Annotated in this window: 25 protein-coding genes and 2 pseudogenes; 11 read left to right on the forward strand and 16 right to left on the reverse strand. The window is 60.3% G+C overall.

Translation table 11 applies throughout. The features are described from left to right. Window positions 1–102: 102 nt before the first annotated feature. From NKG99_RS35910 to NKG99_RS01520, 13 genes and pseudogenes are all read right to left on the reverse strand, one after another. A pseudogene (locus NKG99_RS35910) lies at window positions 103–181 on the reverse strand (hypothetical protein); the annotation flags it as partial. A gap of 4 nt (window positions 182–185) precedes the next feature. Beyond that, window positions 186–515 (reverse strand): nitrite reductase small subunit NirD, encoded by a 330-nt coding sequence (gene nirD / locus NKG99_RS01465; protein ID WP_352606443.1) that lies wholly within the window; start codon window positions 513–515, stop codon window positions 186–188. A 5-nt stretch (window positions 516–520) separates the two neighbouring features. Further along, the gene (gene nirB, locus NKG99_RS01470; protein ID WP_352863485.1) at window positions 521–2,971 is read right to left on the reverse strand and encodes a nitrite reductase large subunit NirB; all 2,451 of its coding nucleotides are present in this window, start codon (window positions 2,969–2,971) and stop codon (window positions 521–523) included. Between the two features lie 20 nt (window positions 2,972–2,991). Then, window positions 2,992–4,293 (reverse strand): MFS transporter, encoded by a 1,302-nt coding sequence (locus tag NKG99_RS01475; protein WP_352863487.1) that lies wholly within the window; start codon window positions 4,291–4,293, stop codon window positions 2,992–2,994. A gap of 58 nt (window positions 4,294–4,351) precedes the next feature. After that, window positions 4,352–4,549: a hypothetical protein gene (locus tag NKG99_RS01480; protein WP_352863489.1), complete on the reverse strand. Its 198-nt coding sequence runs from the start codon at window positions 4,547–4,549 to the stop codon at window positions 4,352–4,354. A 381-nt stretch (window positions 4,550–4,930) separates the two neighbouring features. After that, entirely contained in the window at window positions 4,931–5,728 is a 798-nt protein-coding gene (locus NKG99_RS01485) for an ABC transporter ATP-binding protein (RefSeq protein WP_136620067.1), read from the reverse strand. 11 nt (window positions 5,729–5,739) lie between these two features. Continuing rightward, window positions 5,740–6,630: a nitrate ABC transporter permease gene (gene ntrB, locus NKG99_RS01490; RefSeq protein ID WP_352863491.1), complete on the reverse strand. Its 891-nt coding sequence runs from the start codon at window positions 6,628–6,630 to the stop codon at window positions 5,740–5,742. A 127-nt stretch (window positions 6,631–6,757) separates the two neighbouring features. Then, window positions 6,758–8,074: a CmpA/NrtA family ABC transporter substrate-binding protein gene (locus NKG99_RS01495; protein ID WP_352863493.1), complete on the reverse strand. Its 1,317-nt coding sequence runs from the start codon at window positions 8,072–8,074 to the stop codon at window positions 6,758–6,760. Between the two features lie 359 nt (window positions 8,075–8,433). Continuing rightward, window positions 8,434–9,672 (reverse strand): CmpA/NrtA family ABC transporter substrate-binding protein, encoded by a 1,239-nt coding sequence (locus tag NKG99_RS01500; protein ID WP_352863950.1) that lies wholly within the window; start codon window positions 9,670–9,672, stop codon window positions 8,434–8,436. A 2-nt stretch (window positions 9,673–9,674) separates the two neighbouring features. Then, a complete protein-coding gene (locus tag NKG99_RS01505; protein ID WP_352863495.1) occupies window positions 9,675–10,277 on the reverse strand; it encodes an ANTAR domain-containing response regulator in 603 nt (200 codons plus the stop codon). 410 nt (window positions 10,278–10,687) lie between these two features. Then, window positions 10,688–10,987 (reverse strand): DUF982 domain-containing protein, encoded by a 300-nt coding sequence (locus tag NKG99_RS01510; RefSeq protein ID WP_352863497.1) that lies wholly within the window; start codon window positions 10,985–10,987, stop codon window positions 10,688–10,690. A 137-nt stretch (window positions 10,988–11,124) separates the two neighbouring features. Beyond that, window positions 11,125–11,631, reverse strand: a complete 507-nt coding sequence (locus NKG99_RS01515) for an Hsp20/alpha crystallin family protein (protein WP_352863499.1) — start codon at window positions 11,629–11,631, stop codon at window positions 11,125–11,127. An 84-nt stretch (window positions 11,632–11,715) separates the two neighbouring features. After that, window positions 11,716–12,186 carry an Hsp20 family protein gene (locus NKG99_RS01520; RefSeq protein WP_352863952.1) on the reverse strand — a complete coding sequence of 157 codons (471 nt, stop codon included), beginning with the start codon at window positions 12,184–12,186 and terminating at the stop codon, window positions 11,716–11,718. 235 nt (window positions 12,187–12,421) lie between these two features. Between NKG99_RS01520 and NKG99_RS01525 the strand changes: the two genes are divergently transcribed. Next, on the forward strand, window positions 12,422–12,676 hold the full coding sequence (locus NKG99_RS01525) for a hypothetical protein (protein WP_352863501.1): 255 nt from the start codon (window positions 12,422–12,424) through the stop codon (window positions 12,674–12,676). Between the two features lie 197 nt (window positions 12,677–12,873). Here NKG99_RS01525 and NKG99_RS01530 read toward each other — a convergent pair whose 3' ends face one another. Then, window positions 12,874–13,329, reverse strand: a complete 456-nt coding sequence (locus NKG99_RS01530; RefSeq protein ID WP_352863503.1) for a DUF982 domain-containing protein — start codon at window positions 13,327–13,329, stop codon at window positions 12,874–12,876. Between the two features lie 156 nt (window positions 13,330–13,485). Next, window positions 13,486–14,230 (reverse strand): annotated as a pseudogene (locus NKG99_RS01535) (IS630 family transposase); the annotation flags it as partial. An 18-nt stretch (window positions 14,231–14,248) separates the two neighbouring features. Here NKG99_RS01535 and NKG99_RS01540 point away from each other — a divergent pair. Next, a complete protein-coding gene (locus NKG99_RS01540; protein WP_352863505.1) occupies window positions 14,249–14,596 on the forward strand; it encodes a hypothetical protein in 348 nt (115 codons plus the stop codon). On the opposite strand, the gene NKG99_RS01545 is transcribed toward NKG99_RS01540, so the two are convergent. Beyond that, window positions 14,556–15,584 carry a LacI family DNA-binding transcriptional regulator gene (locus tag NKG99_RS01545; RefSeq protein ID WP_352863507.1) on the reverse strand — a complete coding sequence of 343 codons (1,029 nt, stop codon included), beginning with the start codon at window positions 15,582–15,584 and terminating at the stop codon, window positions 14,556–14,558. The genes NKG99_RS01540 and NKG99_RS01545 overlap by 41 nt on opposite strands. A 336-nt stretch (window positions 15,585–15,920) precedes the next feature. On the opposite strand from NKG99_RS01545, the gene NKG99_RS01550 reads away from it, so the two are divergent. The 9 genes from NKG99_RS01550 to NKG99_RS01590 all read left to right on the forward strand — a co-directional run bounded on the left by NKG99_RS01550 (window position 15,921) and on the right by NKG99_RS01590 (window position 24,896). Beyond that, window positions 15,921–16,886 (forward strand): substrate-binding domain-containing protein, encoded by a 966-nt coding sequence (locus tag NKG99_RS01550; RefSeq protein ID WP_352863508.1) that lies wholly within the window; start codon window positions 15,921–15,923, stop codon window positions 16,884–16,886. Window positions 16,887–16,984: 98 nt separating this feature from the next. Beyond that, the gene (locus NKG99_RS01555; protein WP_352863510.1) at window positions 16,985–18,040 is read left to right on the forward strand and encodes an ABC transporter permease; all 1,056 of its coding nucleotides are present in this window, start codon (window positions 16,985–16,987) and stop codon (window positions 18,038–18,040) included. Window positions 18,041–18,051: 11 nt separating this feature from the next. Then, window positions 18,052–18,876, forward strand: a complete 825-nt coding sequence (locus NKG99_RS01560) for an ATP-binding cassette domain-containing protein (RefSeq protein ID WP_352863512.1) — start codon at window positions 18,052–18,054, stop codon at window positions 18,874–18,876. 89 nt (window positions 18,877–18,965) lie between these two features. Beyond that, window positions 18,966–19,967, forward strand: a complete 1,002-nt coding sequence (locus NKG99_RS01565; protein WP_352863954.1) for a Gfo/Idh/MocA family protein — start codon at window positions 18,966–18,968, stop codon at window positions 19,965–19,967. Continuing rightward, window positions 19,964–20,923, forward strand: a complete 960-nt coding sequence (locus NKG99_RS01570) for a sugar phosphate isomerase/epimerase family protein (RefSeq protein ID WP_352863514.1) — start codon at window positions 19,964–19,966, stop codon at window positions 20,921–20,923. The genes NKG99_RS01565 and NKG99_RS01570 overlap by 4 nt, the downstream gene beginning before the upstream one ends. A gap of 1 nt (window position 20,924) precedes the next feature. Further along, window positions 20,925–21,698, forward strand: a complete 774-nt coding sequence (locus NKG99_RS01575) for a TIM barrel protein (protein ID WP_352863516.1) — start codon at window positions 20,925–20,927, stop codon at window positions 21,696–21,698. Window positions 21,699–21,783: 85 nt separating this feature from the next. After that, entirely contained in the window at window positions 21,784–22,062 is a 279-nt protein-coding gene (locus tag NKG99_RS01580) for a ribbon-helix-helix domain-containing protein (RefSeq protein WP_352863956.1), read from the forward strand. Between the two features lie 196 nt (window positions 22,063–22,258). Then, window positions 22,259–22,732: a hypothetical protein gene (locus tag NKG99_RS01585; protein WP_352863518.1), complete on the forward strand. Its 474-nt coding sequence runs from the start codon at window positions 22,259–22,261 to the stop codon at window positions 22,730–22,732. Window positions 22,733–22,817: 85 nt separating this feature from the next. Next, the gene (locus NKG99_RS01590) at window positions 22,818–24,896 is read left to right on the forward strand and encodes a sigma-54-dependent Fis family transcriptional regulator (RefSeq protein WP_352863520.1); all 2,079 of its coding nucleotides are present in this window, start codon (window positions 22,818–22,820) and stop codon (window positions 24,894–24,896) included. The last annotated feature ends 53 nt before the right edge of the window (window positions 24,897–24,949 follow it).

The raw sequence follows: 24,949 nt of genomic DNA on the forward strand, positions 1-24,949 counted from the left end.
GGGGTGGTGTTTTTTTTAATACCCCTCCGCTTGGGCCTTGCGCCCTCTTATTTTGGGGGTTTTGGGGGGGGGGGGGCCGGCGTTTTTGTGGGCGTGGGGGGGGGACCGTCGCCAGCACGCCGCAGCCCACCCCGCAATAGGGGCAGGTGGTCCTCACCTCGCGCGCTTCGTCGATCTCCATGGGTTCAGGCCGCGCGGCTGGCCAGCGCTTCCAGCGCAATGAACAGATGCTCGCCTTCGACCCGCACCGGAATGGTCCGCACCGCGCCCTCGTCGGCGCCGAGCGCCTTGCCCGTCTCCAGCGAAATCACCCAATTGTGCAAGGGACAGGTCACCGCCGTGCCATGCACGATGCCCTGGCTGAGCGGTCCGCCCTTGTGCGGACAATGGTCGTCGATGGCGTAGACCTGATCGTCGGCGGTGCGGAAGACCGCGATCTTCCCCTCGGGCGTGGCGACGCAGCGCGCGCCGCGGCGCGGGATGTCGGAGATGGAGCCAATGGCGATCCAGTTCATCATGATCACTCCGCCGCCTGCGCAAAGCCGACCGAGGCCATCGGCCGGAATTCGTGCTTGTCCTTGCCGGATACGCGTTCCGACCATGGATCGACCTGGGCGAATTTCTGGCTGAAGACGAAGCGGTCGTAATAGGCCTTGCGCTTCTCCCCATCGTCCATGATCTGGCGCTTGATCTCGGGGATGCCGACGCGCTTGGCCCATTTGTAGATGCGCTCGAGATAGCGGCCCTGCTCGCGGTACATCTGCGTCAGCGCCACGATGTGCTCCAGCGCCTCATCCTCGGTCCTGACCAGTCCGAGCACTTCGGTGCCCTTGATGTCGAGGCCGGCAGCCCCGGCAAAATGGATCTCGTAGCCACTGTCGACGCAGATGACGCCGACATCCTTGCAGGTCGCCTCGGCGCAGTTTCGAGGACAGCCCGACACCGCCATCTTGACCTTGGCCGGGGTCCACGAGCCCCACATGAATTTCTCGATGCGGACACCAAACCCCGTCGAATCCTGCGTGCCGAAGCGGCACCAGTCGGAGCCGACACAGGTCTTCACGGTGCGCAGGCCCTTGGCGTAGGCATGGCCGGAGACGAAGCCGGCCTGGCCGAGATCGGCCCAGACCGCCGGCAGGTCCTCCTTGCGGATGCCGAGCATGTCGATGCGCTGGCCACCGGTAACCTTGACCATCGGGATCTCGAACTTGTCGACGACGTCGGCGATGGCGCGCAGTTCGGCGGCGTTTGTCACCCCGCCCCACATGCGCGGCACCACCGAATAGGTGCCGTCCTTCTGGATGTTGGCGTGGACGCGCTCGTTGATGAAGCGCGACTGGTAGTCGTCGGCATAGTCGTCCGGCCAGTCGCAGACGAGATAGTAGTTGAGCGCCGGCCGGCATTTGGCGCAACCGCAGGAGGTCGTCCATTCCAGCTCCTGCATGACCGCTGGAATGGTCTTGAGGCTCTTGGCTTTGATCAGCCGGCGCACCTCGTCATGGCCGAGCGTCGTGCAGCCGCCCATAGGCTGCACCGCCGCCGGATTGTATTTGTCGCCGATGGTCAGCACCATCAGCTTCTCGACCAGTCCGGTGCAGGAGCCGCACGAGGCCGACGCCTTGGTGTGTGCCCTGACGTCGTCGAGCGAGGTCAGGCCCTTGGCCGTGATCGCGCCCGTGATCTTTCCCTTGCAAACGCCGTTGCAGCCGCAGATTTCCGCATCATCCGGCAAGGCTGCAACGGCCGCCATAGGGTCCAGTGGGGCACCCCCCTGGTAGGACTGGCCGAAGATGAGCGTATCGCGCATCTCTGAAATATCGGTCTGTTTCTTCTTCAGATCGTTGAACCAGGCGCCGTCGGCCGTTTCGCCATAGAGCACGGTGCCGATGATGCGGTCGTCCTTCAGCACCAGGCGCTTGTAGACGCCGGCGGAGGCATCGCGCAGCACAATCTCCTGGCGGTCGTCGCCCTCGGCGAAGTCGCCGAGCGAGAACAATTCGATGCCGGTGACCTTGAGCTTGGTCGGCGTGTCCGAATGGACGAAGGCCGCGGCCTCGTCGCCGGCAAGCTGGCTGGCGGTGACGCGTGCCATCTCGTAGAGGGGGGCGACCAGCCCGTAGACCTGGCCATTGACCTCGGCGCACTCGCCGAGCGCGTAGATGTCGGGGTCGTTGCTGCGCATGCCGGCATCGACGACGATGCCGCGATTGACGGCAATGCCGGCCTCCTTGGCCAGCGCCGCGTTCGGCCTGATGCCGACCGCCATGACTACCAGCGTCGCCGGAATGACGGTGCCGTCGGCAAGCTCAATCTGCTCGACCTTGCCGTTGCCGGTGATGGCTTGGGTGTTGGCCTTGGTGATGACCTTGATGCCGCGCTGCTCGACGGCGCGCTGCAGGAGATAACCGGCGGCCGGATCGAGCTGGCGCTCCATCAATGTCGGCATGACATGCAGCACGGTGACATCCATGCCTTGCGCATTCAGCCCGGCCGCGGCCTCCAGTCCGAGCAGACCGCCGCCGATGACCACCGCCTTGGCCCGCGACTGCGCGGCAAGCATCATCGCCCGGACGTCGTCCAGATCGCGATAGGTCAGCACGCCGGGCAGATTGTGGCCGGGCACCGGGATGATGAACGGCACCGAGCCGGTGGCGATGACGAGCTTGTCATAGGGCTCGGTAACGCCATGATCGGAGGTGACGGTCTTGGCCTCCCGGTCGATGGCAACGATCTTGTGGCCCTTGTAGAGGGTGATGTTGTTGGCGATGTACCAGCCGTCGCCGTGGATGATGATCTCCTCATAGGCCTTCTCGCCCGACAGAACGGGCGACAGCATGATGCGGTCGTAATTGACGCGCGGCTCGGCGTTGAAGATGGTGACTTGGTAGCGGCCAGGGGCCTTTTCCAAGAGATGCTCAAGCATGCGCCCAGGGGCCATGCCGTTGCCGATGATGACGAGTTTTTCGGTCATATTCCTGATCCGCTCCGGTGTCACTCAGCCGCGTATGAAAGGGCTGGGGCTTCGGAAGATGCCGCGCGCTCCATCCGCCGAATGCTGAACTGCATCCAGGCAAAGCAAGCGACGACGATGACAAAGAGCAGCATGAAGCAGCTCGACCAGACGCCCGTGAGGTCGTTGAGCGCGCCGAAGGCAATCGGCAGGACGAAACCGCCGAGCCCGCCGATCATGCCGACGACGCCGCCGACCGCGCCAACGCTGCCTGGATAGTAGGCCGGTATGTGCTTATAGACGGCAGCCTTGCCGAGGCTCATGAAGAAGCCGAGCACGCTGGCGACCGCGATGAAAGCCACCGGCCCGATGGCGAAGTGGAAAGCGATCGGCCCGGTAATGCCGTGCACGATATAATCGGTGGGTGGCAGCGACAGGATCAGCGTGGCGGCGGACGACACCGCGAAGGTCCAATAGAGCACGGTGCGAGCTCCGATCCGATCGGAAAGCACGCCGCCATAGGCACGGAAGACGCTCGCCGGGATCGAATAGGCTGCGCCGATCATGCCGGCGGTCGCGATGCCGAAACCGTAAACACCGATCAGGTAGCGCGGCAACCACAGCGACAGCGCCACGAACGCGCCAAAGGCGAAGAAGTAGTAGAAGGCGAAGCGCCAGACCTGCACGTTCTTCAGCGGCGCGAATTCCTGCCAGAAGCTTCTCGCCGGTGCCGCCTTGCCGGCGCGGCGCTCGCGGATGACCGGATCGTCGCCGGTGGTGAACCAGAAGACGGCAGCCATGACGACGAGTGCTGCCGCCCAGATCAGCGCGACCGACTGCCAGCCCCAGGACAGAAGCACGAACGGCGCAAGGAACTTGGTGACCGCGGCCCCGACATTGCCGACACCGAAGATGCCGAGCGCCGTGCCTTGCTTGCCGGCGGGGAAGAAGCGCGAGACATAGGCGACGCCGACGGCAAAGGAGCCACCGGCGAGCCCGACGCCGAGCGCGGCGATCAGCATCTGCCCGTAGGTGTGCGCAAAAGCCAGCAGGAAGGTCGCGACCGCGGCCGCAAGCATGGTCGCGGTGTAGACCAGCCGTCCGCCAAAGCGGTCGGTCCAGATACCGAGCAGCATGCGTACGAGCGAGCCGGTGAGAATTGGCGTGCCGACGAGCAGGCCGAATTGCGTTTCGTTCAGCCCAAGCTCCGTCTTTATGCGGATGCCGATGATTGAAAAGATCGTCCACACCGCGAAGCAGACGGTGAAGGCGATGGTGGACATCATGAGCGCCTGCCGGGAAGCATTGTCCTGGCTCGGCGCGGCTGGGAGATTTGCGGTCATTATCAGGCTCCGGTTTGCGGCGTGGGAGGCACCGCGCTTGTCTGTTCGTTCGCGACTGTCAGCGGCCCGGCATCGGCGAATTGGGTGAAACCGACGTTTGCGCGGTCACTTCGAGGCCCTTGCCGTCGGTCTTGGCGCCTGCGGGAAAGAGGATGAGCGCAGCGGTGAACAGCGCCGCCGTCAGCGCGCTGCTGGCCAGAAAATCGCGGCGCGCGAAGTCCGCGAGGGACGCGCCAGTTCCGATCCGTTTCGTCATCGTCGTCTCCAGTTGGGCGCCGCTTGGGACCAGCGCCGTCGATTGCGTGTTCGGTCAAAACAAAAAAGCTGCTGGCCAGGCCGCCGCGTCCGTCTATCCGGATCGCGTATTGACCTGAGCAGCAGCTTTGCTTGTGGCGCCCGCCATTGGACGCCGTGTCACTTGACCCTTGCGGGCCTACATTCTGAGAAGCAGGAAACGTGCCAATTCGACAGCACTCTGAATTGTCGAGTGAAATCAATGAGAACTGCAGCCGCGCGACTTTTGACCAAGCCCGGCAGCGGATCAAAGATTAGTCAGAATGCCTTGCAGGGCGGCATAATATTTGTGCAATGCGGTATGTTGCCGATTGCCGATGCGGATTGTTTTTCGGTCACGGCCTTACTCCGCGGCTTCGACGAAGCGGTGGCGTTCGTAGAGGAACTTCAGCACCGCCTCGCGGCAGCGCAGGAAGGTGCGGTCGGAAGAGAGTTCGACGCGGCGGCGCGGCCGGGCCAGCGGCACGGCAAGCACCTCGCCAATGGTCGCCGCCGGGCCGTTGGTCATCATGACGATACGGTCGGAGAGCAGCACCGCCTCGTCGACATCATGGGTAATCATGATCGTCGTCGAGCCGAGCCTGGAATGGATGTCCATCACCGCGTCCTGCAGATGGGCGCGCGTGAGCGCGTCTAGCGCGCCGAACGGCTCGTCGAGCAGCAGGATCTTCGGCTCCATGGCCAGCGCCCGGGCAATGCCGACGCGCTGCTTCATGCCGCCGGAGATTTCCGCCGGGCGCTTGTCCTTGGCATGCGCCATCTGCACGAGGTCGAGATTGCGCATGATCCAGTCATGCCGCTCGGCCTTGCTTTTCGAGCGACCGAAGACCTTCGACACGGCGAGGTTGATGTTTTCGTAGACGGTCAGCCACGGCAGCAGCGAGTGGTTCTGGAACACCACGGCGCGTTCGGGTCCGGGGCTGTCGACCTCCTTGTCCTCGAGCAGCACGGCGCCGGCGGACACCTTGGTCAGCCCGGCGATCAGGTTCAGCAAGGTCGACTTGCCGCAGCCGGAATGGCCGATGATGGAGACGAATTCACCCTTGTCTATGGTCAGCCGGATGTCCTTCAACACCTCGCTGACCTGGTTGCCGCGGGCGAAGGACTTGTCGATATGGTCCAGTTTCAGATAGGCCGTCATCGCCCCTCTCCTCACTTTGCCGTTGCGCCGCGGGTGACGAAGGCGCCGACCGCCGCGACCAAACGGTCGAGGCAGAAGCCGGTGACGCCGATATAGGCGAGCGCGACGATGATGTCGGGCAGCCGCGACGAGTTCCACGCGTCCCAGATGAAGAAGCCGATGCCGACGCCGCCGGTCAGCATTTCGGCGGCGACGATGGCGAGCCAGGAAAGGCCGATGCCGATCCTCAAGCCGGTGAAGATGTACGGCGCGGCGGCCGGCACCATGATTTTCACGAAGAACTCGAACTGGTTGAGCCGCAGGATGCGCGAGACGTTGCGGTAGTCCTCGGGGATGTTGCGCACGCCAACGGCGGTGTTGATGATGATCGGCCAGATCGAGGTGATGAAGATGACGAAGATCGCCGACGGGCTGGAATCGCGAAACGCGGCCAGCGACAGCGGCAGCCACGCCAGCGGCGGCACGGTACGCAGGATCTGGAACACGGGGTCGAGACCGCGCATCGCCCAGATCGACTGGCCGACCAGCGCGCCGAGCGCCACGCCGACGATTGCCGCCAGGCCGAAACCGATGGCAACGCGCTGCAGCGAGATCAGCACGCGCCAGGCGAGCCCGATATCCTGCGGGCCATTGTCGAAGAACGGATGCGCGATCAAATCGTAGGCCTCGTTCCACACCTGGCTCGGCGGCGGCAGGCTTGACGTCGGCGACGAGCAGGCGATCTGCCAGACGACCAGCATGAGCGCGATGACGATGGCCGGCGGCACCAGCGCACTGGCCAGCTTGCCAGCGATGGCGAGCAGATCGAAGCGGCGCCGCGCCTTGGCGGTGAACGCGATGACCGCCGCCGGTTTCGCGGGGAACGCCTTCACCTTTGTGTCCTCGATAGTCTGGATCGACATGTCCGGGAAAAACTCCGTGGTCGGGATTTGCGACAAGCGGCGCGAGCGCTGCTTGCGTGCGACAACGGCGCGAGAGGCGCCGTTGCTCTTGGGGTCGACAAACGGCGCATTGCGCCGTTTGCGACGGTCAAGCCGAAGCCTTTATCTTCAGGCTGTCGAGATAGGCGGATGGGTTGGCCGGATCGAAGACCTTGCCGTCGAAGAAGGTCTCGACGCCGCGCGACGGCGACGCCGGGATGTCGGCTGCCGCGACGCCAAGGTCCTTGGCCGCCTCGCGCCACAGATCCTCGCGGTTGACCTGGTCGACCAGCGCCTTGATGTCGGTGGCCGGCGCGAATTTGCCCCAGCGGATGTTCTCGGCGAGGAACCACGTATCATGGCTCTTGAACGGATAGGAGACGCCGCCTTTCCAGAATTTCATGTAGAGATCGGTGCCGTTGGCGACGCGGCCGTTGCCGTAATCGATGTCGCCCTTGAGGCGGCCGATGATGTCGGCGACGGGCACGTTCATCCATTGCCGCTTGCCGATGATGGCGGCCATCTCGTCCTTGTTCTCGCTGGCCTCGCACCATTGCTGGGCTTCCATGACGGCCATCAGGATCGCCTTGGTGGCGTTGGGGTATTTGTCGATGAATTCGGCGCGCAGGCCGAGCGCCTTTTCCGGATGCCCCTTCCACAATTCACCTGTCGTGGCGGCGGTGAAGCCGACGCCCTGGTGGACAAGCTGCTCGTTCCATGGCTCGCCGACGCAGAACACGTCCATGTTGCCGACCTTCATGTTGGCCACCATCTGCGGTGGCGGCACGACGATGGTCGAAACGTCCTTGTCGGGATCGATGCCGCCGGCGGCCAGCCAGTAGCGCAGCCACAAATCATGCGTACCGCCCGGGAAGGTCATGGCGGCCTTGATCTCCTTGCCGGCCGCCTTCTTGGCGGCGAAGACGTCCTTCAGCTTCGAGGCATCGAGGCCGACACCGGTGCCGGCATATTCCTGAGCGACCGAAATGCCCTGGCAGTCGTAGTTAAGCCGCGCCACGATCGCCATCGGCATCGGCTGGTTGTTCTGCGTCACCTTGCCGGTGTGCATGAGGTAAGGCAGCGGCGTCAGGATGTGCGCGCCGTCGATGCCGTTGGCCGCACCGCCGAGCATCAGATTGTCACGCGTCGCGCCCCAGGAGGCCTGTTTGAGCACCTCGACTTCGGGCATGCCGAACTTGGCGAACAACCCTTTCTCCTTGGCGATCATCAGCGGAGCCGCATCGGTCAGCGCGATGAAGCCGAGTTTGGCGCCGGTGACTTCCGGAGCGGCCGTTGCGGCATAGGCGCCGGAGGGCAGCAGCGCGCGCGCGGCCGCCAGGGTTGCTGCGGTGGCAGCACTTGCCATCAGGAAATTGCGGCGAGTCATTCCCTCGATAGGGGCTTCAGTCTTGATGCGTTTCGTCATCATCGTCTCCCGTTGGGCACTGCTTGGGATCAGCGCCGTCGATTGCGTGTTCGATCAAAACAAAAAAGCCGCCGGCCAGGCCGCGCGCGTCCGTACATCCGGGATCGCGTGTTGACCTGAGCGGCAGCTTTGCCTGTAGCGCCCGCCATTGGACGCCTGTTCCGTGACCCTGAGAAGAGTCTGCTTATTGCAAAGCAGGAACCATGCCAGTTTCAGACTAGATGACAAACGTCAATGAGATCAACGAGATGCCACAATTGTCGGCGATCCGGCCCGCCGGGCAAGCAAGCCAAAGATTGTTCATTAGCGCAGTCGCACGCACAACTTTTGTGCAATGCACAAGAATGGCGCGGAAATGATCAGGCCTGGATGTCGGCGGATTTCTGGCCGGCAATGTAGGCGTCGATCTCGTCGGGATCGAAGATCTGGCCGTCGAAGAAACCATCCGGGCCGAGTACCAGGCCGGCCCCTGTCGCGCCGACCGCGGTCGCTGCCTTGAGCGCGCCCTCGACCTTCGAATTGGCGCCGGGAAGTGCGACGCCAAGCGGCTTCAGTGCAGAACGATAACGGTCCGGCCGGTAGCAGTTGCGGGCGATGGCGAGATTTTCCGGCGTGTGCGCCACATGCCCCCAGCGCACCATCTGCGTGTAGAACCACAGCGCATGGCTCTTCCAGGGAAAATTCGCCGCCTTTTCGAAGGGCAGGAAGAAGTCGTCGATGGTCCGATCGGCCCCGCCGCCCAATTGGAGATGGCCGGTCAGGATCGGCATCTGGACGGCCGGTGGCAGGCCGAGGAAGCCGGGCTGCGCCATCACCGCGGCCAATTCGCCATGATTGGCTGGGTCCTGACACCAGCGCGCCGAATGATGGAGCGCGCGCAGCAATGCCGCCAGTGCCTCCGGGTTTTCGTCAGCCCACGCCTTGCGCACGCCGATCACCTTCTCCGGGCTGTTCCTCCACAGCAGCGCCTTGACGGTGACGATATGGCCCGTGCCGGCGGCCACTGAGGCGCTGTTCCAGGGTTCGCCGACGCAATAGCCGTCGATCCGCCCAGCGGCCAGCGCGTCGGCCATGAAGGGCGGCGGCACGATTACGATCTCTATCTGCCGCTCTGGATCGATGCCGCAGGCGGCGAGCCAGTAGCGCAGTTCGTAATTGTGCCCGGAATGCGGATGCACCACCGCGAAGCGCAACGGGTCGTAACCGGCCATAGCACGCTCGCGGATGAGCGCGCCAAGTGCCGCACCGGCGCGCGCCGGGTCGAGATCGGGTTCGGCGCCATGCCCCGCCATGCCGGCCCAGACGGCGTTGGAGATGGTGACGCAATTGCCGCCGAGCCCGAGCGAAAACGGCACTATGGTCTCCGAAGCGAGCGGCGTCAGCCCGAGATTGCAGGCGAGCGGCATCGGTCCCAGCATATGGGCGAGATGGAAATGGCCGATGGCGATGCGGTCGCGGATGTTGGCCCAGGACGTCTCGCGGTGCAGCGTGAGGTCGATGCCTTCGCGCGCGGCAAAGCCAAGTTCGCCGGCCGCGACCAGCACGGCGCTGTCGAAAAGCGGCATGAAGCCGGCGGTGATCTGGTGCTCGGCGCCCATGCTCATTCGTCCTCCGCCGGTCCCAGCAGCCCGGCGGCGGTCACCAGGCTCTGGGCGATGTCGCTGATCTTGCGGTTCTGGTTCATTGCCGTCTTGCGCAGCAGCGTGTAGGCGGCCTCTTCGGAGAGGCCGCGCGATTTCATCAGGATGCCCTTGGCGCGGTCGATCACCTTGCGACTCTCGAGCTCGCCGCGAACCTCTTCCAGTTCGCGCGCCATGCGCGAAAAAGCGTTGAAACGGCTGACGGCCATGTCGAGGATCGGCTTGACGCGCTCTTGCCTGAGCCCGTCGACGACATAGGCCGAAACGCCGGCATCGACCGCGGCCTCGATCGAGGCCTGGTCGGAACGGTCGACGAACATGGCGATCGGCCGCTTCACCGCGCGCGACAGCTGGAACATATTTTCCAGCATGTCGCGGTTCGGGTTTTCGAGATCGATGACGATGACATCGGGCTCGATCTCGGCGATCCGCCGTGCAATGCCGGTCACGTCGTGGATGACGGTGACCCGCTCATGGCCGGCCTCGCGCAAACCCGCCTCGATGATCGCGGCGCGGATGCGGTTTTCGTCGATCACCAGGACGGCGAGAGAAGTTCGGACCATGCCTGCATTGTGACCAAGCGAAGGAATTGTGCAATGCGGTATGATCGAACAATCCCGACATTCGCTGAGCGCGGCGATTGCTGCCTGCCGGCGCGCATAGCGCGATCGCCACCGCCAGGCCGAAGCAGGTCGTCGTCGACCGCGGCGCCCGCGCCTTCCGTTTTGGCGAGAGGGATACGCCCACTATCGCCCCTTGCGGACAGGAACTCCAAAATCGTCCACGAAAACGATTGCCCTGGTCCATCCTGAGCTTTCCAAGTTCAGAGGGGTTCGAGTCCCTGACTTAATCGAGCTTTTTGTGGGCAAAAATCAGAAATCTTCCCGTATCGTTCCGTATGGTTTCCGCGACCGCCTCGTCCAGTCGAATTTCACTTAGCCTATACGCGCCCAAGAAAAGCCTGAACTGAAAGTCAGGGACCGCGCCCAGAAACGGACAGCTTTTGATCAGCCCCAGCCAATGGCGAAAAATCGAATTTGGCCAGCACCCCAGCTATCCTGGCAAAGCTGACAAATGCCTGTCGCGCCTGTTCGGTTGTCATCTGCCCGGCAATCGCGGCGTTGCAGCTTCTCACCGCGCAACTGTATACCGGTCCGCGACGGGCCTTCGGCCATTGATTCAAGAATACGAGCGCCTCCCGAACAGAGTTGATGTCGTTTATCGCGTCACTGGTCTTAACCTGCACGGGGGCAAGGAAAGCCAGACTGTTCATTGTTGCCTCCCTGTGATTGTAAGAGTTGATTCAGCTTCCCATGATGCGGCTCTTTCGTTTGAGGCTATCGGACATCATTTGACCATCCTCGCTATCCTGCGAGGGCCGGGGCTCGCCCCGGCCCTCCTTCGCGACCGTTAGTTGGTGCCGTTGATCGCAATGCGCTTGGCGCTTGCCTGCGCCTGTTCGGACTTCGGCAGCATTACGGTGAGCACCCCGTTCTTGAACGTCGCTGCCACCTTGTCCTCGTCGATCTCGCGGCCCATGCCAAAGCGCCGTTCAAAGCGTCCATAATAGCGTTCGCTGAACTGGCGATCCTTGTCCTCGGTTTCGGATTTCTTCTCGCCGCGAAGCGTCAGGACGCCGTCTTCCAGCATGACCTCGATGTCTTTTTCCTCGAGGCCCGGCACTTCGGCTATCAGTCGAATTTCCTTGTCATTCTCCGAGAATTCGACGCTTGGCCAACTGCCGTTTCCAGGAGTCATCCGGCCGAACACCGAGGGGGTGTCAAATCCGCGTAAGACTTCATCGAAGAGCTTGTTAACGTCACGATGCAACGACATGAATGGATCCACGTCACCACCGCGGTAGACACTGGGGTGGTTGTTGCCCCGGTTCCAAGGCACCAAGTCACGTACACTCATTGTCTTTTCTCCTTTTCTTTTGTTTTTATGGGTCGTAGCCCACCCGTCGGGACGGGAGTGTTCGCGAAGGCCGATCGCCGAAGGTCAGGCGGCTACGTTGCCTTCAATCCGCTTCGACGCTGGCCCGTTGCCGGGTTCGGTATTGATGGCGATGCGGCGCGGCTTCATCTCCTCGGGAATTTCCTTCTTGAGGTCGATGATCAGCAGACCGTTTTCGAGCCTGGCTCCGACAACGCTCACATGATCGGCCAATTCGAAACGGCGGAAGAACGGCCTCAGTGCCAAGCCATGATGGAGGTACTGAACCTCCTCGTTCTCCGCCTTGGTGCCCTCGATCACGAGCATATTTGGCTCATGCGTGATCGTAAGCTCGTCTTCACCGAAACCTGCGACCGCAACGACAATGCGGTAGGTATCCTCACCGAGCTTGGCGATATCGTAAGGCGGCCAGTTATCCGCATTCTGTGAAGGGCTGGCGTTTTCGAGCAGGTTGAAAATACGGTCAAAGCCGATGCTCGACCGGTAGAAGGGTGAAAAGTCCAGGTTCGTTCTCATAACTACATCCTCCTTGGAGCAACATAGATACGAGGGAACGCCAAGAAGCTTGGCGCTCCCTGACACATCGGCCCCATAACGGCGACCGATCAAAAATGAGTTGGGAATCGATTTCCGCAGCGTCAAGGGGGGAAAGACTGCCGAGGCAGTTTCGCGGCCGTCTTCAAATATCTATTGGCAAGCGCTCCATCGAATACCCATGTGCTTCGCTGGTATTTCGAACGGAGGAAAAAAGATGACCATGACGCGCCAAGACGTTATCTCGGTCCTCGGGCCCGTGGACGACGCGACGATTGCCGAAATCATCACGTCCGGTGCCTCGCTCGAGGAATTGAGAGAGGCATGGGCATGGGCCTTTGGTGACGAGGCATGGATGAACCAAGGCCGGCCGCTGCCGGGAACACGGGTGGCAGCGCTAATCGACCTGATCGAGCCCGACGACGAAGGCGACCTAGCAGATCTGGCCCAGGGGGACCCGGGCAAATCATGAAGATGCCGCCGGCGGCTCACCATTCAGGCAGCAGCGTTTAATCGTTTGATCCGTTTGGCAAGTTCCTGCTGAAGGCATCTATATGATCAGGCAACGATAAGGAGGTTCGGCTTCCGCTCCCGTTGCCGCGATGACGCACCGTTCCGCGGCGGTAAATTGCCGCCGCGGTGAATCCAGCGTCCCCCTCTTAAAGGAATTTAGCCATCACTTTCTAAAAGATAGTCTCCTTGGATCTTCGGCCCTGTCATCCATGGCGGCGCTGCGGGTACGGCCTCAATGACACCCACCCTATGTGCCCAAGTGGCAAAGGCCTTATGTGCCGCCTCGACAGACTTTCTGCCATCGTACGCAGAGTAGCATGCATCAGACGCCGCTGCGTGGAGAAGCCCGCGCCTTTCAACCGGCCATTCTTCCAGAAACTCTATCGCATCCATGGCACAGCCGATCTCTTGGATACCATAGCCGTCGTCTCTTACGAAAACCGGCTGTTTGAACGTCGCATTTTCCATTGGTGACCTCCCTTCAAACCGTGCGGCAACTGATCCTGCCTCACCGTGTGCGGCGACGATGTCAGTTCCCGGCATGCCGTCGAGCTTGGCAACGCCATGGCAGACCGGGACGGAAACGGGATTTTCAAAGAAAATCGCCTCCATGCGCTCCTTCCGCTTCTGTTCGATTCGACATCCGGCAACCGCACATAGGAAAAAGATTGGAAACACCTCTTTTCAGTTCAAGGGGAGTTTGGCGAAACGAACAGAAGACCTCCCGAAGCACCTTCGCACACATGCCGGGCTGCTTCGGGATCGCTGCTAGTGTCCTGATTCCGAAGTTTGAGCCATTTCGGTTTGGTGTTGTGCGACTTGAAGCGTAGCCAGACAGAAGCGCTTGATGGTGTTGAGGATATCGTCGGCCGACTTGGTCCATCTGAAGGGCTTTGGATCGGCATTGACAGCTTCGATGTAAGTTCTGATTGCCGCCTCCAACTCCTGTGTCGACCTGTGGACGCCGCGCCTGATCTGCTTTTCGGTCAGGTTAGCGAAGAAGCGTTCGACCTGGTTGAGCCATGAGGCGGCTGTCGGTGTGAAGTGAATATGCCAGCGGGAACGCTTGAGGAAGAAAGCGCGCACGGTGCTGGTCTCGTGGGTGGCGTAGTTGTCCATGACGATGTGGATATCGAGGTCAGCCGGGACATTGGCCTCGATCTCGCGCAGGAATTTCAGAAACTCCTGCGCGCGGTGGCGCTTAAAGCAGCGGCCGATGATGGTGCCGGTGGCGGCATCGAGGGCAGCAAACAGGGAAAGGGTGCCGTGCCGCGTATAATCGTGGCTGCGCCGCTCGATCTGGCCGGGGCGCATCGGCAGCACCGGCTGCGTGCGATCCAGCGCTTGGATTTGGCTCTTCTCGTCGACGCACAGGACCAGCGCTCGCTCGGGCGGGACCAGATAGAGGCCGACAATGTCACGCACCCTTCTCCACAAACAGCGCATCCGATGATAGTTTGAAGCTCTCTGCGCGGTGCGGCTGAAGGCCGAAGGCCGTCCAGATGCGGTGGATGGCAACTCGCTTGCCAACGTGATCACCGGCAACACCGGCAACAACACCTTGGCAGGCCTGGGCGGCGCCGACACACTCATCGGTGACGCAGGCACCGACACGCCCAGCTATGCGGCGTCGGCGGCCGGTGTGAATGTCAGCCTGATGACCGGTGTGGCTCAAGGCGGCGATGCCGAAGGCGACACCTTCTCCAGCATCGAGGGCCCTCTGGGCTCTGCACAGAACGATACGCTCGAAGGCGATGGCGGCAACAACGTGCTGAATGGCGGCGCCGGCATCGATACGCTGAACGCATTCTGTGGCCAGCTTATGAGCCAAGTCGTCATCAAACGCTCTCCGGGCTGTACATATCGAATGGAAACGTGATCCTAAATACCCCATTATCAGGACCTGCGTTCTTCGCTTTCACCAGAGTTGCAATAGTCTCTGATGCAAAACGTTCTATGGGGTGTGACAGGATCAGCGAAATCGTACCGTCTATCAAAGCAGCCCGCGTATCTTCAAAGAGTTCATAGCCTACGGTAACGAAGTCTTCCCGTTTTGGGGTAGCCCTGAGTGCGGCTATCGCACCTGTAACACCACCCCCTGAGATGAATAGTCCGCACATATCCGGATGGTCTGTCAGCAGCTTTTCGACATGTTCACGGGCAACCACGGCTGACTCGTAAGTTGGCAGCGGTTCGAGCAGCGTGAATCCCGAATTATGTTCACGGAAGTAAGAACGAAACCCGCTTTCGTTCATTTCCTGGTTTCGCAATCGGTGGCTGCCCAAAAGAATGCCTATTTTCCCCGGCTGTCTCACCATGCGGTCAAACGCCCAGGCAGCGGTGCGTCCTACTTTCCAATTATCGAGCCCCACAAAGCTGATGCCTCCCTTGGCCGTAAGGGGGCCGATAAGTGAAACGACCGGCACGCCGCTTTCAAGAACTGCGTCAATCGCGTCAGCAACGGCAGGATGCTGCGGCGCTACAATCGCAAGTGCTTCGCACCGCCCGCCGAGCGACTGAATATGTGCCGCGACTTTCTCCGGCGTGAGGTCTTCCATGTACTCGACCGTTAGATCGATATTGCAGGCAGGATAAGCTTCCGCAGCTTGCGCAATTGAATCGCCGAGTAGGCGATAGAAGCGTCTCTCCCGTCGCTGCAGCAAAACCCCGACACGGTGGATCACCTCTTGTGCCTTCGCCGCCTGCTTGATGGTGCCAAGTCCGTAGAAGCCGATTTCCTCAGCGGCTGCCAAAACGCGTGTGCGCGTATTGCTCCGGACCGATTCAGGCTCGGACAGTACACGATTGACCGTTGACACGGATACACCTGCGGCTTTTGCCAAGTCTGGAATGGTTGGTCTCTTCATGTCAAAAATTCCATTACTCTGGTTTCGGCATCTCAAAAAATATCATTCATACAAATTTTCGAAATGATTTGAGACGAATTTCTGAAGCGATAGTAATCCAGATTGACCTGAAAGATGTCAACGTAGCATTCATTGCGCGTTGACGGTGCTCAGCGATCTAGGAGCCGTCAGCGCTTTGGGGGGAGGCCCGGCGCACAATTTCGACGAGGAGGCTCAACGTCGTTGCGTTGAGATCGCGGACTTGCGCGTGCCTGCCGGGATCGGCCGCACGGCCAAAAAAGGCAAAAAGTATGTCGAGCCGCAGCCATGCGGCTTTAACCTGAGGAGGAATTCGACATGTCGTTCACCAAGAAAATAGCCACCGCAGCCATGGCATTCATGCTGGCATCCAGCGCTCATGCGGGTGACACGGATATCGCCGTCATCGTGGGCTCGGCCCAAGATGGCTTCTGGAACATGGTCAAGAAGGGCGTCGATGATGCTTCGCTGATGGTCAAGGCTAATGGCGGCACCGTCAATTTCATGCAGACCCAAAACTATGACAACTTCGGCCCGGACCTCGCTTCGCTAATCGAACAGGCTGTAGCCCAGGGTGCTAAAGGTATTGCTATCCCGAACTGGCTGCCAGAATCCGAAACCCCTGCCCTCAAGGCTGCGCGGGACAAGGGCGTGGTGATCATCTCCTTCAACGCTGGCCAGAGTGAGATGGATAATTACGGCTCGCTAAACTATTTCGGGTCGGACGAATATCTGGCAGGTGTTGAGGGTGGCAAGTATCTGGCTTCTCATGGTGCAAAGAAAATTCTCTGCCACATCCAGAACCCAGGTGCCGTAAATCTCGAGACCCGCTGCAAGGGCGTTCAAGACGGTGCGAAGAAGGCTGGCGCAGACACCTTCATCCTCCGTGTTCCTGCTAACCTTGACCAGGACATGAATGGTACCTCTGAAGCAATCAAATCCGAGCTGATCGCCGATCCGTCCATTGACGCCGTCATCACGCTCGCTGCATGGGCTGCAGATGCTGCCGCTAGCTCCATCGATCAGCAGAGCAAGATCGGCAAGATTCAGCTTGGTACCTTCGATATGTCCGCCTCGGTTCTGGATCGCATTTCGAAGGGCACCCAGACCTTCGCAATCGACCAGCAGCCTTATCTGCAGGGGTTCCTCGCAACCTCCATGCTGTTTGCAAACCTGAAGTTCGGCACTGCGGTTGCAACGAAGCCGGTTCTGACTGGTCCGGCGATTGTCGACAAGACCAATGTTGCTTCGGCAATCGACGGCGTCAAACTCGGCGCACGTTGAGGCTGGCCCGAGGCTGAGACCTGGCCGCTAACCTGGCCGGGTCTCATCCATGCTCCCTCTATGTAGCTTCGTCTGCGCTAACTGAGGATTTTGCTTCCATGACCACCACAAACCTAAGAACCAGCACCGTTGAAACACCCGCCATCGAGAGTGAATCGGCCATTTCATCCATTAAGGCCTTTTTTCGCACCCCCGCCGCTGGTGCTTTCATGGGTTTCGTGGCTGTATTCATCCTTTTTGCGATGTTCGGGTATAGCCGCAACTTTTTGTCCGTAGCTGGTGTAACTACGTGGGTGAACTTCGCGTCACTCATAGGAATGATTGCGATTCCGGTCGGGTTCCTGATGATTGCCGGTGAACTCGATATTTCAACCGGTGCTGTACTTCCCGCGTCCACGATGACAGTTGCGATTGTCTGCGAGCACTATCAGATGCCTGTGCTTGTCGGTGTAGCTGCAGCGCTTGCCATCGGTGCACTGATCGGCTTCATCAATGGATACATCGTAACTCACACGCGCGTGCCGTCGTTCATCGTGACATTGGCGACGCTCTTTGCAGTGGCAGGCATCACGCTCTACCTGTCGATCTTCTTCATCAACAACACCAATTCCTTCTATCACGCGCCAGATTGGGCAAAATCGCTCTTCGGCGGGAAGGTGTATGGCTTCAATTCTTCCGTCTTCTGGTGGGGTGGGCTTATCGCAGCATTCGTCTTCTTTCTGCATTACTCTCCGAAGGGAAGCTGGGTGTTCGCTCTTGGTGGAGACCAGGAAAGCGCGAGAAACGCAGGTATTCCTGTAACCAGGATGAAGATTGCACTCTTCATGCTGTGTTCCATATCGGCGGCCTTTGCTGGTGTCCTTCAGGTGATGACATTCAGCTCCGCAACGTCTCAGGCCAATTTTGGCCTAATCTTCAACACCATTATCGCCGTGGTCGTAGGTGGCGTTCTCCTCACGGGTGGTTTTGGTACTGTAATGGGCATTGTCTTCGGGGTGCTGACCCTTTCGATTGTTACCCAAGCTATTGGTTTCACAGAGATCGACAGAAACCTGTCCTTCCTAATTATCGGTGTCATGCTTTTGATCGCTGTCCTGCTCAACGACACGTTTCGTCATTTGGCCACCAGCTGGTCGACGTCCAAAAAGAAATAAGGAGAGCGACAATGTCCGATAAGAAACCCGTTCTCGAATTTCGAAACGTCGACAAATCGTTTGGCCATATTGATGTTCTGAACGATATCAGCCTCAAGGTCGGTGAAGGTGAAGTGCTCTGCCTGCTTGGCGACAACGGCGCGGGTAAGTCGACGCTCATCAAAACGCTGTCTGGTGTCTATCAGCCGACGCGTGGCGAAATTCTGATGGATGGTCAGCCCGCACTTTTCTCCAGTCCCCGTGAGGCTCAGGAACGCGGGATAGCTACAGTTCACCAATTCGGTGGGACATATCCTTTGATGTCCATAGGACGTAACTTTTTCATGGGTTCGGAGCCGACAAAGGGTTGGGGACCGTTCAAATATTTCGACCGCAAAACCGCCACCCGAGTGGCAGTTGCAGAGGTTCAGAAAATGGGGATCACACGCATCACCGACGGGGATCGCTTGGTCGGTGGCCTTTCCGGAGGGGAACGCCAGTCGCTCGCGATTGCCCGTGCTGTCTATTTCGGAGCCCGTGTTCTCATCCTTGACGAGCCGACGGCAGCCCTCGGCGTCAAGCAGGCTGCTCACGTACTGCGTATCATCAATGAAGCCAAGCGTCGTGGCCTCGCGGTCATTTTCATCACCCATCAGGTGATGCATGCCATGGCAGTGGGCGATCACTTCGCAGTGCTCATTCGGGGTGCAATTGCGGCTGACTTCCGCAAGGGGGAAAAGACACGCGAGCAGATCGCTGATCTGATGGCCGGTGGTGAATCCATGGCCAGTCTCGAAGCCTCACTTGAAGGGTATATGGAGACCCATGACGGTCTTCCGCCACCGCCCGCTCACTGACTGAATATTGGCATTGCCGCCAAGTAGTGGAATTCGTTGAATGGAAGCGGTTGAGCTCTTGTGCCAGCCGAATGGAAGGAGTTTGTCCAATGGTGCGTGTAGCAGTCATGGGTGCAGGGCTGATGGGCGCTGACCACGCCAAGATCGTCGTGGAGGAAATGCCGGGCGCGACCCTTCAGGTGGTCTGCGACATGGATGAAGTCCGCGCTCGCAAGGTGGCCGATGCCCATGGTGCGGCAGACGTTGCAAGTAATCCGGAAGCCGTGATTGCCCGTGCCGATGTGGATGCGGTGATCGTCGCGAGCCCGGACTTCACTCATGCGCCGCTGTCACTCGCCTGCATCAACGCGGGCAAGAAGGTGCTCTGCGAAAAGCCCCTATCGCAGTCCTCGGCCGAATGCCTCTCGATCATGCAGGCCGAACAGGAAGTTGGTCAAAAGTTCGTCCAGCTCGGCTTCATGCGGCGCTACGACCAGTCCTATGTCGAGATGAAAGAGGCAATTGAAAATGGCACGCTTGGCCGAGTCCTGATGATGCACAACTTCCACCGCAATGTGGAAACGCCAGCCTCCGACTTCACCGGTGCCATGGCAATCACCAATTCCGCCCCGCATGAGTTCGACGTCGTGCGCCATGTACTTGGCACCGAATATGCCTGGATCTCTGCCTTCCAGCCGAAGCGCTCTGATCGACGCGTCGCGCCCGTCTTCATGATCCTCGAAACCGTCGATGACCAGCTCGTCAACATCGAGATCAACAACAACGCTGCGTACGGCTACGACGTTCGTGCCGAACTCGTGGGCGAGCAGGCGAGCATTTCCATGAGCCATGTCGCTTATACCCGTCTCGAACGCTCGCTTGGCGTCCACACCGGCTACGATGCCGATTGGCGGACCCGCTATTTCGATGCCTATCGCCGCCAGAACCGCGCCTTCCTACGCTTCGTCGACACAGACGTGTTTCCCGAGATCGCATCAAGCTGCTGGGATGGCTATGCCGCAGCAGTTGCCGCGGAGGCAGGCGTAACGGCACTCGCTTCCGGACAGAAGCAACCCGTCACCATGATTTCCAAGCCGGAGTTCTACGCATGAAACTGGGTTTCGTATCCGACAGCCTTGGGGGCATGCCGCTCAATGACCTTCTCGACAATGCTGCCCGCATGGGTGTCTCGGGGGTTGAGCTCAACACCTGCGGCTGGTCGACCGCTCCGCATTTCGACCTGAAATACATGCTCGGCAACACGGCCGCGCAGAAGGAGTTCCGGAAGTCCTTCTCTGACCGTGGGCTTGATGTGATCAGCCTCAATGCCAATGGCAATCCGCTTCACCCGACCGATCCGGCTCAGGGCGAAGGTCTGAAGAACACCATCCGGGTCGCGGGCGAGATGGGCATCAGGACGGTCTGCACCATGTCTGGCCTGCCTGCGGGCAATCCGTCCGATACCATGCCAAACTGGGTCGTCTCTTCCTGGCCGCCGGAAACACAGGCGATCCTCAAATACCAGTGGGAAGAAAAACTCTTCCCGTTCTGGACCGAGATCGTGGCGCTGGCAAATGAATGCGGTGTGGAAAAGATTGCGCTCGAACTGCATGGCAACCAGTGCGTCTACAATGTGCCGTCTCTGTTCAGGCTCCGCAACGAAGTCGGCCCGGTCGTTGGGGCCAACCTCGATCCCTCGCACCTCTTCTGGATGGGAGCCGATCCGCTGATCGCGGCCGAAACGCTGGGCGACGCCGTCTATCACGTCCATGCCAAGGACACTTTCCTCAATGCCCCGAAGCAGGCGACGACCAGCCTCTTGGAAAACGGCAGTCTCACCGACATCCCGGCGCGAAGCTGGTCCTACATCACGCTCGGCTTCGGCCACAGCGAGGAATGGTGGCGGCAGTTCTGCTACCGCCTCAAGATGGCAGGCTATGACGGCTGGCTCTCCATCGAACATGAGGACGTCCTCCTTAACGCGCTCGAAGGGCTCGAGAAATCCGTGACCCTTCTGAAGGGCGTCATGCCTGTCGCCCCAGCCGATTTCAAATTGCAGGATATCTGACATGAGCTTTCAACTGGCAGCCTGTGCGGAAATGCTCTGGCAGGACAAACCGATACATTGGCGAGCGTCCCGCTTGCATGAGATGGGGTTTGGCGTCGGCCTGTGGAATTATCCCGCCTGGGACCTCGATGAACTGGAGAAAACCGGCGCGACATTCACAATAATGAACGGCTATCTTGAGGGGCGATTGGCTGACTCAGAGGGGGCCGACCTTATCCTCAAATCTGCGCGGGAAACCGCACAGGTTGGCAAGCGCCTTGGTGTTCATCGCCTGAACCTTCATGGTACTGGTCTTGGAGATCAGGGGCTGCCCATTCAGCAAATGGCACATGTCGCACCGGGCATGTGGCTGAAAGCACGCGATACCCTGCACCGCATCTGCGACATGGCAGAAGAAGAGGGCGTCACGTTCACCCTTGAAAACCTGAACCTTCGCGAACATCCCGGCTGCCCGTTCAATTCAACGGCAGATGTACTTTCGCTGGTCGCTGCCGTCGATAGACCGCAGCTCCGGATCAATCTCGACCTCTATCATACCCAGATCGGCGAAGGGGATGTGATCCGCCATGCAGAAGCGTGTCTTCCATGGATCGGAGAAATCCAGGTCGCCGACAATCCCGGGCGATGCGAACCGGGAACGGGTGAAATGAACTGGCCGATGATTGCAAGAGCGTTGGACGCCATTGGGTATGCGGGGCCTGTGGGGATGGAAGCCTTTGCGAAAGGCAACCCGGAAGATGCGCTAGAGGCATTCCGTAATGCGTTCACGATTTGAAACAGTAAGGAAATTGATATGCTGAAAGTAGGTCTCCTCGGGGCAGTCCGCATCGCAGGCGTCCACGCAACGGCCATCTCCACGAATCCGGGCAGCCGGGCAGGATCCGGAAGGGTATCGACTGGTCAATCGCTCAATTCGAATAGGTGGCCATTCAACGAGCATCCAGCTTGAGGCCACTTTTTGGACGTTGTTGGACGAGATCGCCCACGGACAGGGGATGACGGCGCCGAAATTCCTCTCGACACTTTACGATGAAGCACTGGAAACCAACGGCCATATCCCGAACTTTGCCTCCATGCTGCGCACCACGTGCGCGCTCTGCGCGACAGGCAACCACTCGACAGCGAACCCTCGGAATTGACGAACAAGGCAGCCTGACACGCGGGCACTACTCAAAACGTCCGAATACCGGAAATCCCGTGTAGCAGCCGCCTGCTACCAGCGACCCGAATTTTGGCGCTATCTATTAGCATTGGCGGATCTGACGGAGGCGGTGTAGGGTTCGCGTCACAAGAAGAATGAGCCGTATCCACGGCACTGCGAATCTGGGAGGATTCATGGTCGAGATTATCTCCAAGCGGGATGGCCCGCGGCGCGAGGACGTACAAGTCAAAAGACTGATCGAGCAGAACCGCTCGACCATCGTTCGCCTTGCCGACCAGATCAGCGGCGGCGGCTATTCGGCTTCCAAGAAGCCACGCCAGCAACCAAAGGCCGAAGGCCTGATCATCCATGTTGGCGGTGGTGCCTCGCCTGTGGCTGAAGCCAAACCGTCCATCCATGTCACCATGAACGGTCGTGTGATCTCCAAGGATCAGAACACCGGCCGCCAGCTTCATCATATCGGCGATGTCCGCAACCGGGATGGTAGCCAGATTTTCGTCCTGGCAACGAAGCAGAACGGCTTTTTCTCACCAGTCGACGAAACCGTCGCCGAGGCGCTTGCCGAACTGGACGGGGCCCACCTGACTGCGACCTATAGCGAAGAACAGCTTGCCGCCGACATCGGCGCGAAACTCGGCATCGACTGACCACCGGCACTCGGGCGTCGCTGAGCACGCCCAATCCGCGACAGCATACAGAAATGGCATACCTCAAAGGTACTGTGATGACTGAATGAGACACGCGAACGGCCCCGATCAGATGAAGACCGATGCTCTTCCGGCGCGTGCGTCGATGGCCACCGGACAGTTGGTTCTGGACAACATCGACTATGACGAGCGCGCCACCATGCGCGCTTGGGAAAGTTTTCTGGCTGACGAGCCGAAGTGCGCCCGCGATCCGGTCCATGTCCGCTCGCTGATCCACGATTCCTGGTATCGCAGCGCCACCGGCGGCATCAACGCGCAAGGCATCGAAGCGCCGCTGAGCAGCGATCGTGACGAGATCGAATATCTGACCCGTGCCAATGCCGAGCTGCTTTCGGCGGCGCGGCGATCGTTTGCGTCCCTTGGCCAGTTGCTGGAAGGGACGGGAGCGATGCTGGTGCTCGCCGACAGTGATGGCGTGCTGATCGACGCGATCGGCGACAAGAAGACCTTGCATGACGGCATGGACATTCATCTGGGCATCGGCGGCAAATGGAACGAGGACGCCGTCGGAACCAACGGCATCGGCACGGCGCTTTGGACCGGCGAACCGATTTTCGTCCACGCCGCCGAACATTTCTGCGCCGGCATCAAATCCTGGACCTGCGCCGGTGCGCCGATCCGCGATCCCCTGGACGGCAAGATCATCGGTGTCGTCGACCTGTCAGGCTATTCGCCGATCTTCCGGCCGCACAACACGGCGCTCGTCGCCGCCACCGCCAGGCAGATTGAAAAGGCACTCGCCGAACAACAGCAGGAGCAGCGCACGCGCCTGCTTGAGGCCTTCATTTCCTCGGCACCCAGCTACCGCCGGAAAGACGGGTTGGTGATCGTCGATCATCGTGGCCGCGCGATCTTCTGCAACAACGTGCCCAATGGCGATACGACGGAGATGATGGACGGCCCGATGGAACCGGGGCGTGGTCGTTGGCTGATGAACCTGCCGGCCTCCGGCTCGGACACCGATCTCGCCAACGCACTGCCGGCGCATCTGCGATCCTGCCATGTCACGCCGCTGAAGCTTGATGGCGATCTTCGTGGCGCGGCTCTGGTGTTTCCCTCGGTGCCGGCCGTCTCGGGCATGACGGTGATCCGCCGGGAGGAGAGCAAGCACCTGCGAACCGCCGCCGCCATGATCGTCGGCGAAAGCGAAAAATTGCTGGCCGCCGTCGATGTCGCCTCCCGTGTGGCCGGGTCGAAGGGTGTCACCTCGTTGCTGATCGAAGGCGAGACGGGTGTCGGAAAAGAGTTGTTTGCACGACTTGTCCATGCCGGCAGCCGGCGCACCGAAAACGACCCTTTCATCGCCATGAACTGCGGTGCAATCACCAAGGAACTGTTCGGCAGCGAATTGTTCGGCCACGTCGGCGGCGCCTTTACAGGAGCTTCGCGTGACGGCAAGCCGGGCATCTTCGAACTCGCCAATGGCGGCGTGCTCAGCCTTGATGAAATCGGCGAGTTGCCGCTCGAAATCCAGCCCTTCCTGTTACGTGTGCTGGAGGAGCGCGTCGTCCACCGCATCGGTGACTCCAGAGGCCGGCCGGTGGACGTGCGACTGGTCGCCTCGACCAATCGCGACCTCAAGCAGGAAGTCGCGGCCGGGCGCTTCCGCAGCGATCTCTATTACCGCATCGGTGCGGTCTCGATCCATGTCCCGGCGCTGCGCGAGCGCGGCGACGACGTGCTGCTGCTGATCGAGCATTTCAACCGTCAGATCGCGAAGCTGGCAGGCAACGAACCGTTGGAGTTTTCAAACGCCGCGCTCGATGCGCTGCTTGCCTACCGCTGGCCGGGCAATGTGCGCGAGTTGAAGAACCTGGTGGAACGCCTGCATATACTGGCGCGCGGGGGCACGATCGACTTGCAGGACCTTCCCGGAGAAATCAGTGCGGGCGATCGCAGCGCGATAGCCATGCACGGCGACCATCCCGCAGCCATGCTTGAAGCACCCGTATGTACATTCGAGGACGCGGAACGCCAGGCGATCAAGAATGCGCTTGCCGCGGAGAGCGGCAATCTCAGCAAGGTTGCGCTCAGGCTCGGCATTTCGCGGCCGACGCTCTATCGCAAGCTCGGTCAATACGGGATCCGGCGCGGCTTCCTTTAGGCGCAGCTCCTTTCACCTCCGCAATAAAAAACCGCGGCATTCGCGCCGCGGGA

This window comes from Mesorhizobium sp. M1409, from assembly GCF_040317535.1.
GTDB lineage: Bacteria > Pseudomonadota > Alphaproteobacteria > Rhizobiales > Rhizobiaceae > Mesorhizobium.

Coding starts and splice junctions, on each gene's coding strand:
- NKG99_RS01585 (WP_352863518.1), top strand. CDS start 22,259: ATGGTCGAGATTATCTCCAAGCGGGATGGCCCGCGGCGCGAGGACGTA.
- NKG99_RS01500 (WP_352863950.1), bottom strand. CDS start 9,672: ATGGGCGCCGAGCACCAGATCACCGCCGGCTTCATGCCGCTTTTCGAC.
- nirD (WP_352606443.1), bottom strand. CDS start 515: ATGAACTGGATCGCCATTGGCTCCATCTCCGACATCCCGCGCCGCGGC.
- nirB (WP_352863485.1), bottom strand. CDS start 2,971: ATGACCGAAAAACTCGTCATCATCGGCAACGGCATGGCCCCTGGGCGC.
- NKG99_RS01480 (WP_352863489.1), bottom strand. CDS start 4,549: ATGACGAAACGGATCGGAACTGGCGCGTCCCTCGCGGACTTCGCGCGC.
- ntrB (WP_352863491.1), bottom strand. CDS start 6,630: ATGTCGATCCAGACTATCGAGGACACAAAGGTGAAGGCGTTCCCCGCG.
- NKG99_RS01520 (WP_352863952.1), bottom strand. CDS start 12,186: ATGAGAACGAACCTGGACTTTTCACCCTTCTACCGGTCGAGCATCGGC.
- NKG99_RS01505 (WP_352863495.1), bottom strand. CDS start 10,277: ATGGTCCGAACTTCTCTCGCCGTCCTGGTGATCGACGAAAACCGCATC.
- NKG99_RS01550 (WP_352863508.1), top strand. CDS start 15,921: ATGTCGTTCACCAAGAAAATAGCCACCGCAGCCATGGCATTCATGCTG.
- NKG99_RS01530 (WP_352863503.1), bottom strand. CDS start 13,329: ATGGAGGCGATTTTCTTTGAAAATCCCGTTTCCGTCCCGGTCTGCCAT.
- NKG99_RS01570 (WP_352863514.1), top strand. CDS start 19,964: ATGAAACTGGGTTTCGTATCCGACAGCCTTGGGGGCATGCCGCTCAAT.
- NKG99_RS01565 (WP_352863954.1), top strand. CDS start 18,966: ATGGTGCGTGTAGCAGTCATGGGTGCAGGGCTGATGGGCGCTGACCAC.
- NKG99_RS01560 (WP_352863512.1), top strand. CDS start 18,052: ATGTCCGATAAGAAACCCGTTCTCGAATTTCGAAACGTCGACAAATCG.
- NKG99_RS01545 (WP_352863507.1), bottom strand. CDS start 15,584: ATGAAGAGACCAACCATTCCAGACTTGGCAAAAGCCGCAGGTGTATCC.
- NKG99_RS01475 (WP_352863487.1), bottom strand. CDS start 4,293: ATGACCGCAAATCTCCCAGCCGCGCCGAGCCAGGACAATGCTTCCCGG.
- NKG99_RS01485 (WP_136620067.1), bottom strand. CDS start 5,728: ATGACGGCCTATCTGAAACTGGACCATATCGACAAGTCCTTCGCCCGC.
- NKG99_RS01590 (WP_352863520.1), top strand. CDS start 22,818: ATGAGACACGCGAACGGCCCCGATCAGATGAAGACCGATGCTCTTCCG.
- NKG99_RS01575 (WP_352863516.1), top strand. CDS start 20,925: ATGAGCTTTCAACTGGCAGCCTGTGCGGAAATGCTCTGGCAGGACAAA.
- NKG99_RS01495 (WP_352863493.1), bottom strand. CDS start 8,074: ATGACGAAACGCATCAAGACTGAAGCCCCTATCGAGGGAATGACTCGC.
- NKG99_RS01555 (WP_352863510.1), top strand. CDS start 16,985: ATGACCACCACAAACCTAAGAACCAGCACCGTTGAAACACCCGCCATC.
- NKG99_RS01515 (WP_352863499.1), bottom strand. CDS start 11,631: ATGAGTGTACGTGACTTGGTGCCTTGGAACCGGGGCAACAACCACCCC.
- NKG99_RS01525 (WP_352863501.1), top strand. CDS start 12,422: ATGACCATGACGCGCCAAGACGTTATCTCGGTCCTCGGGCCCGTGGAC.
- NKG99_RS01510 (WP_352863497.1), bottom strand. CDS start 10,987: ATGAACAGTCTGGCTTTCCTTGCCCCCGTGCAGGTTAAGACCAGTGAC.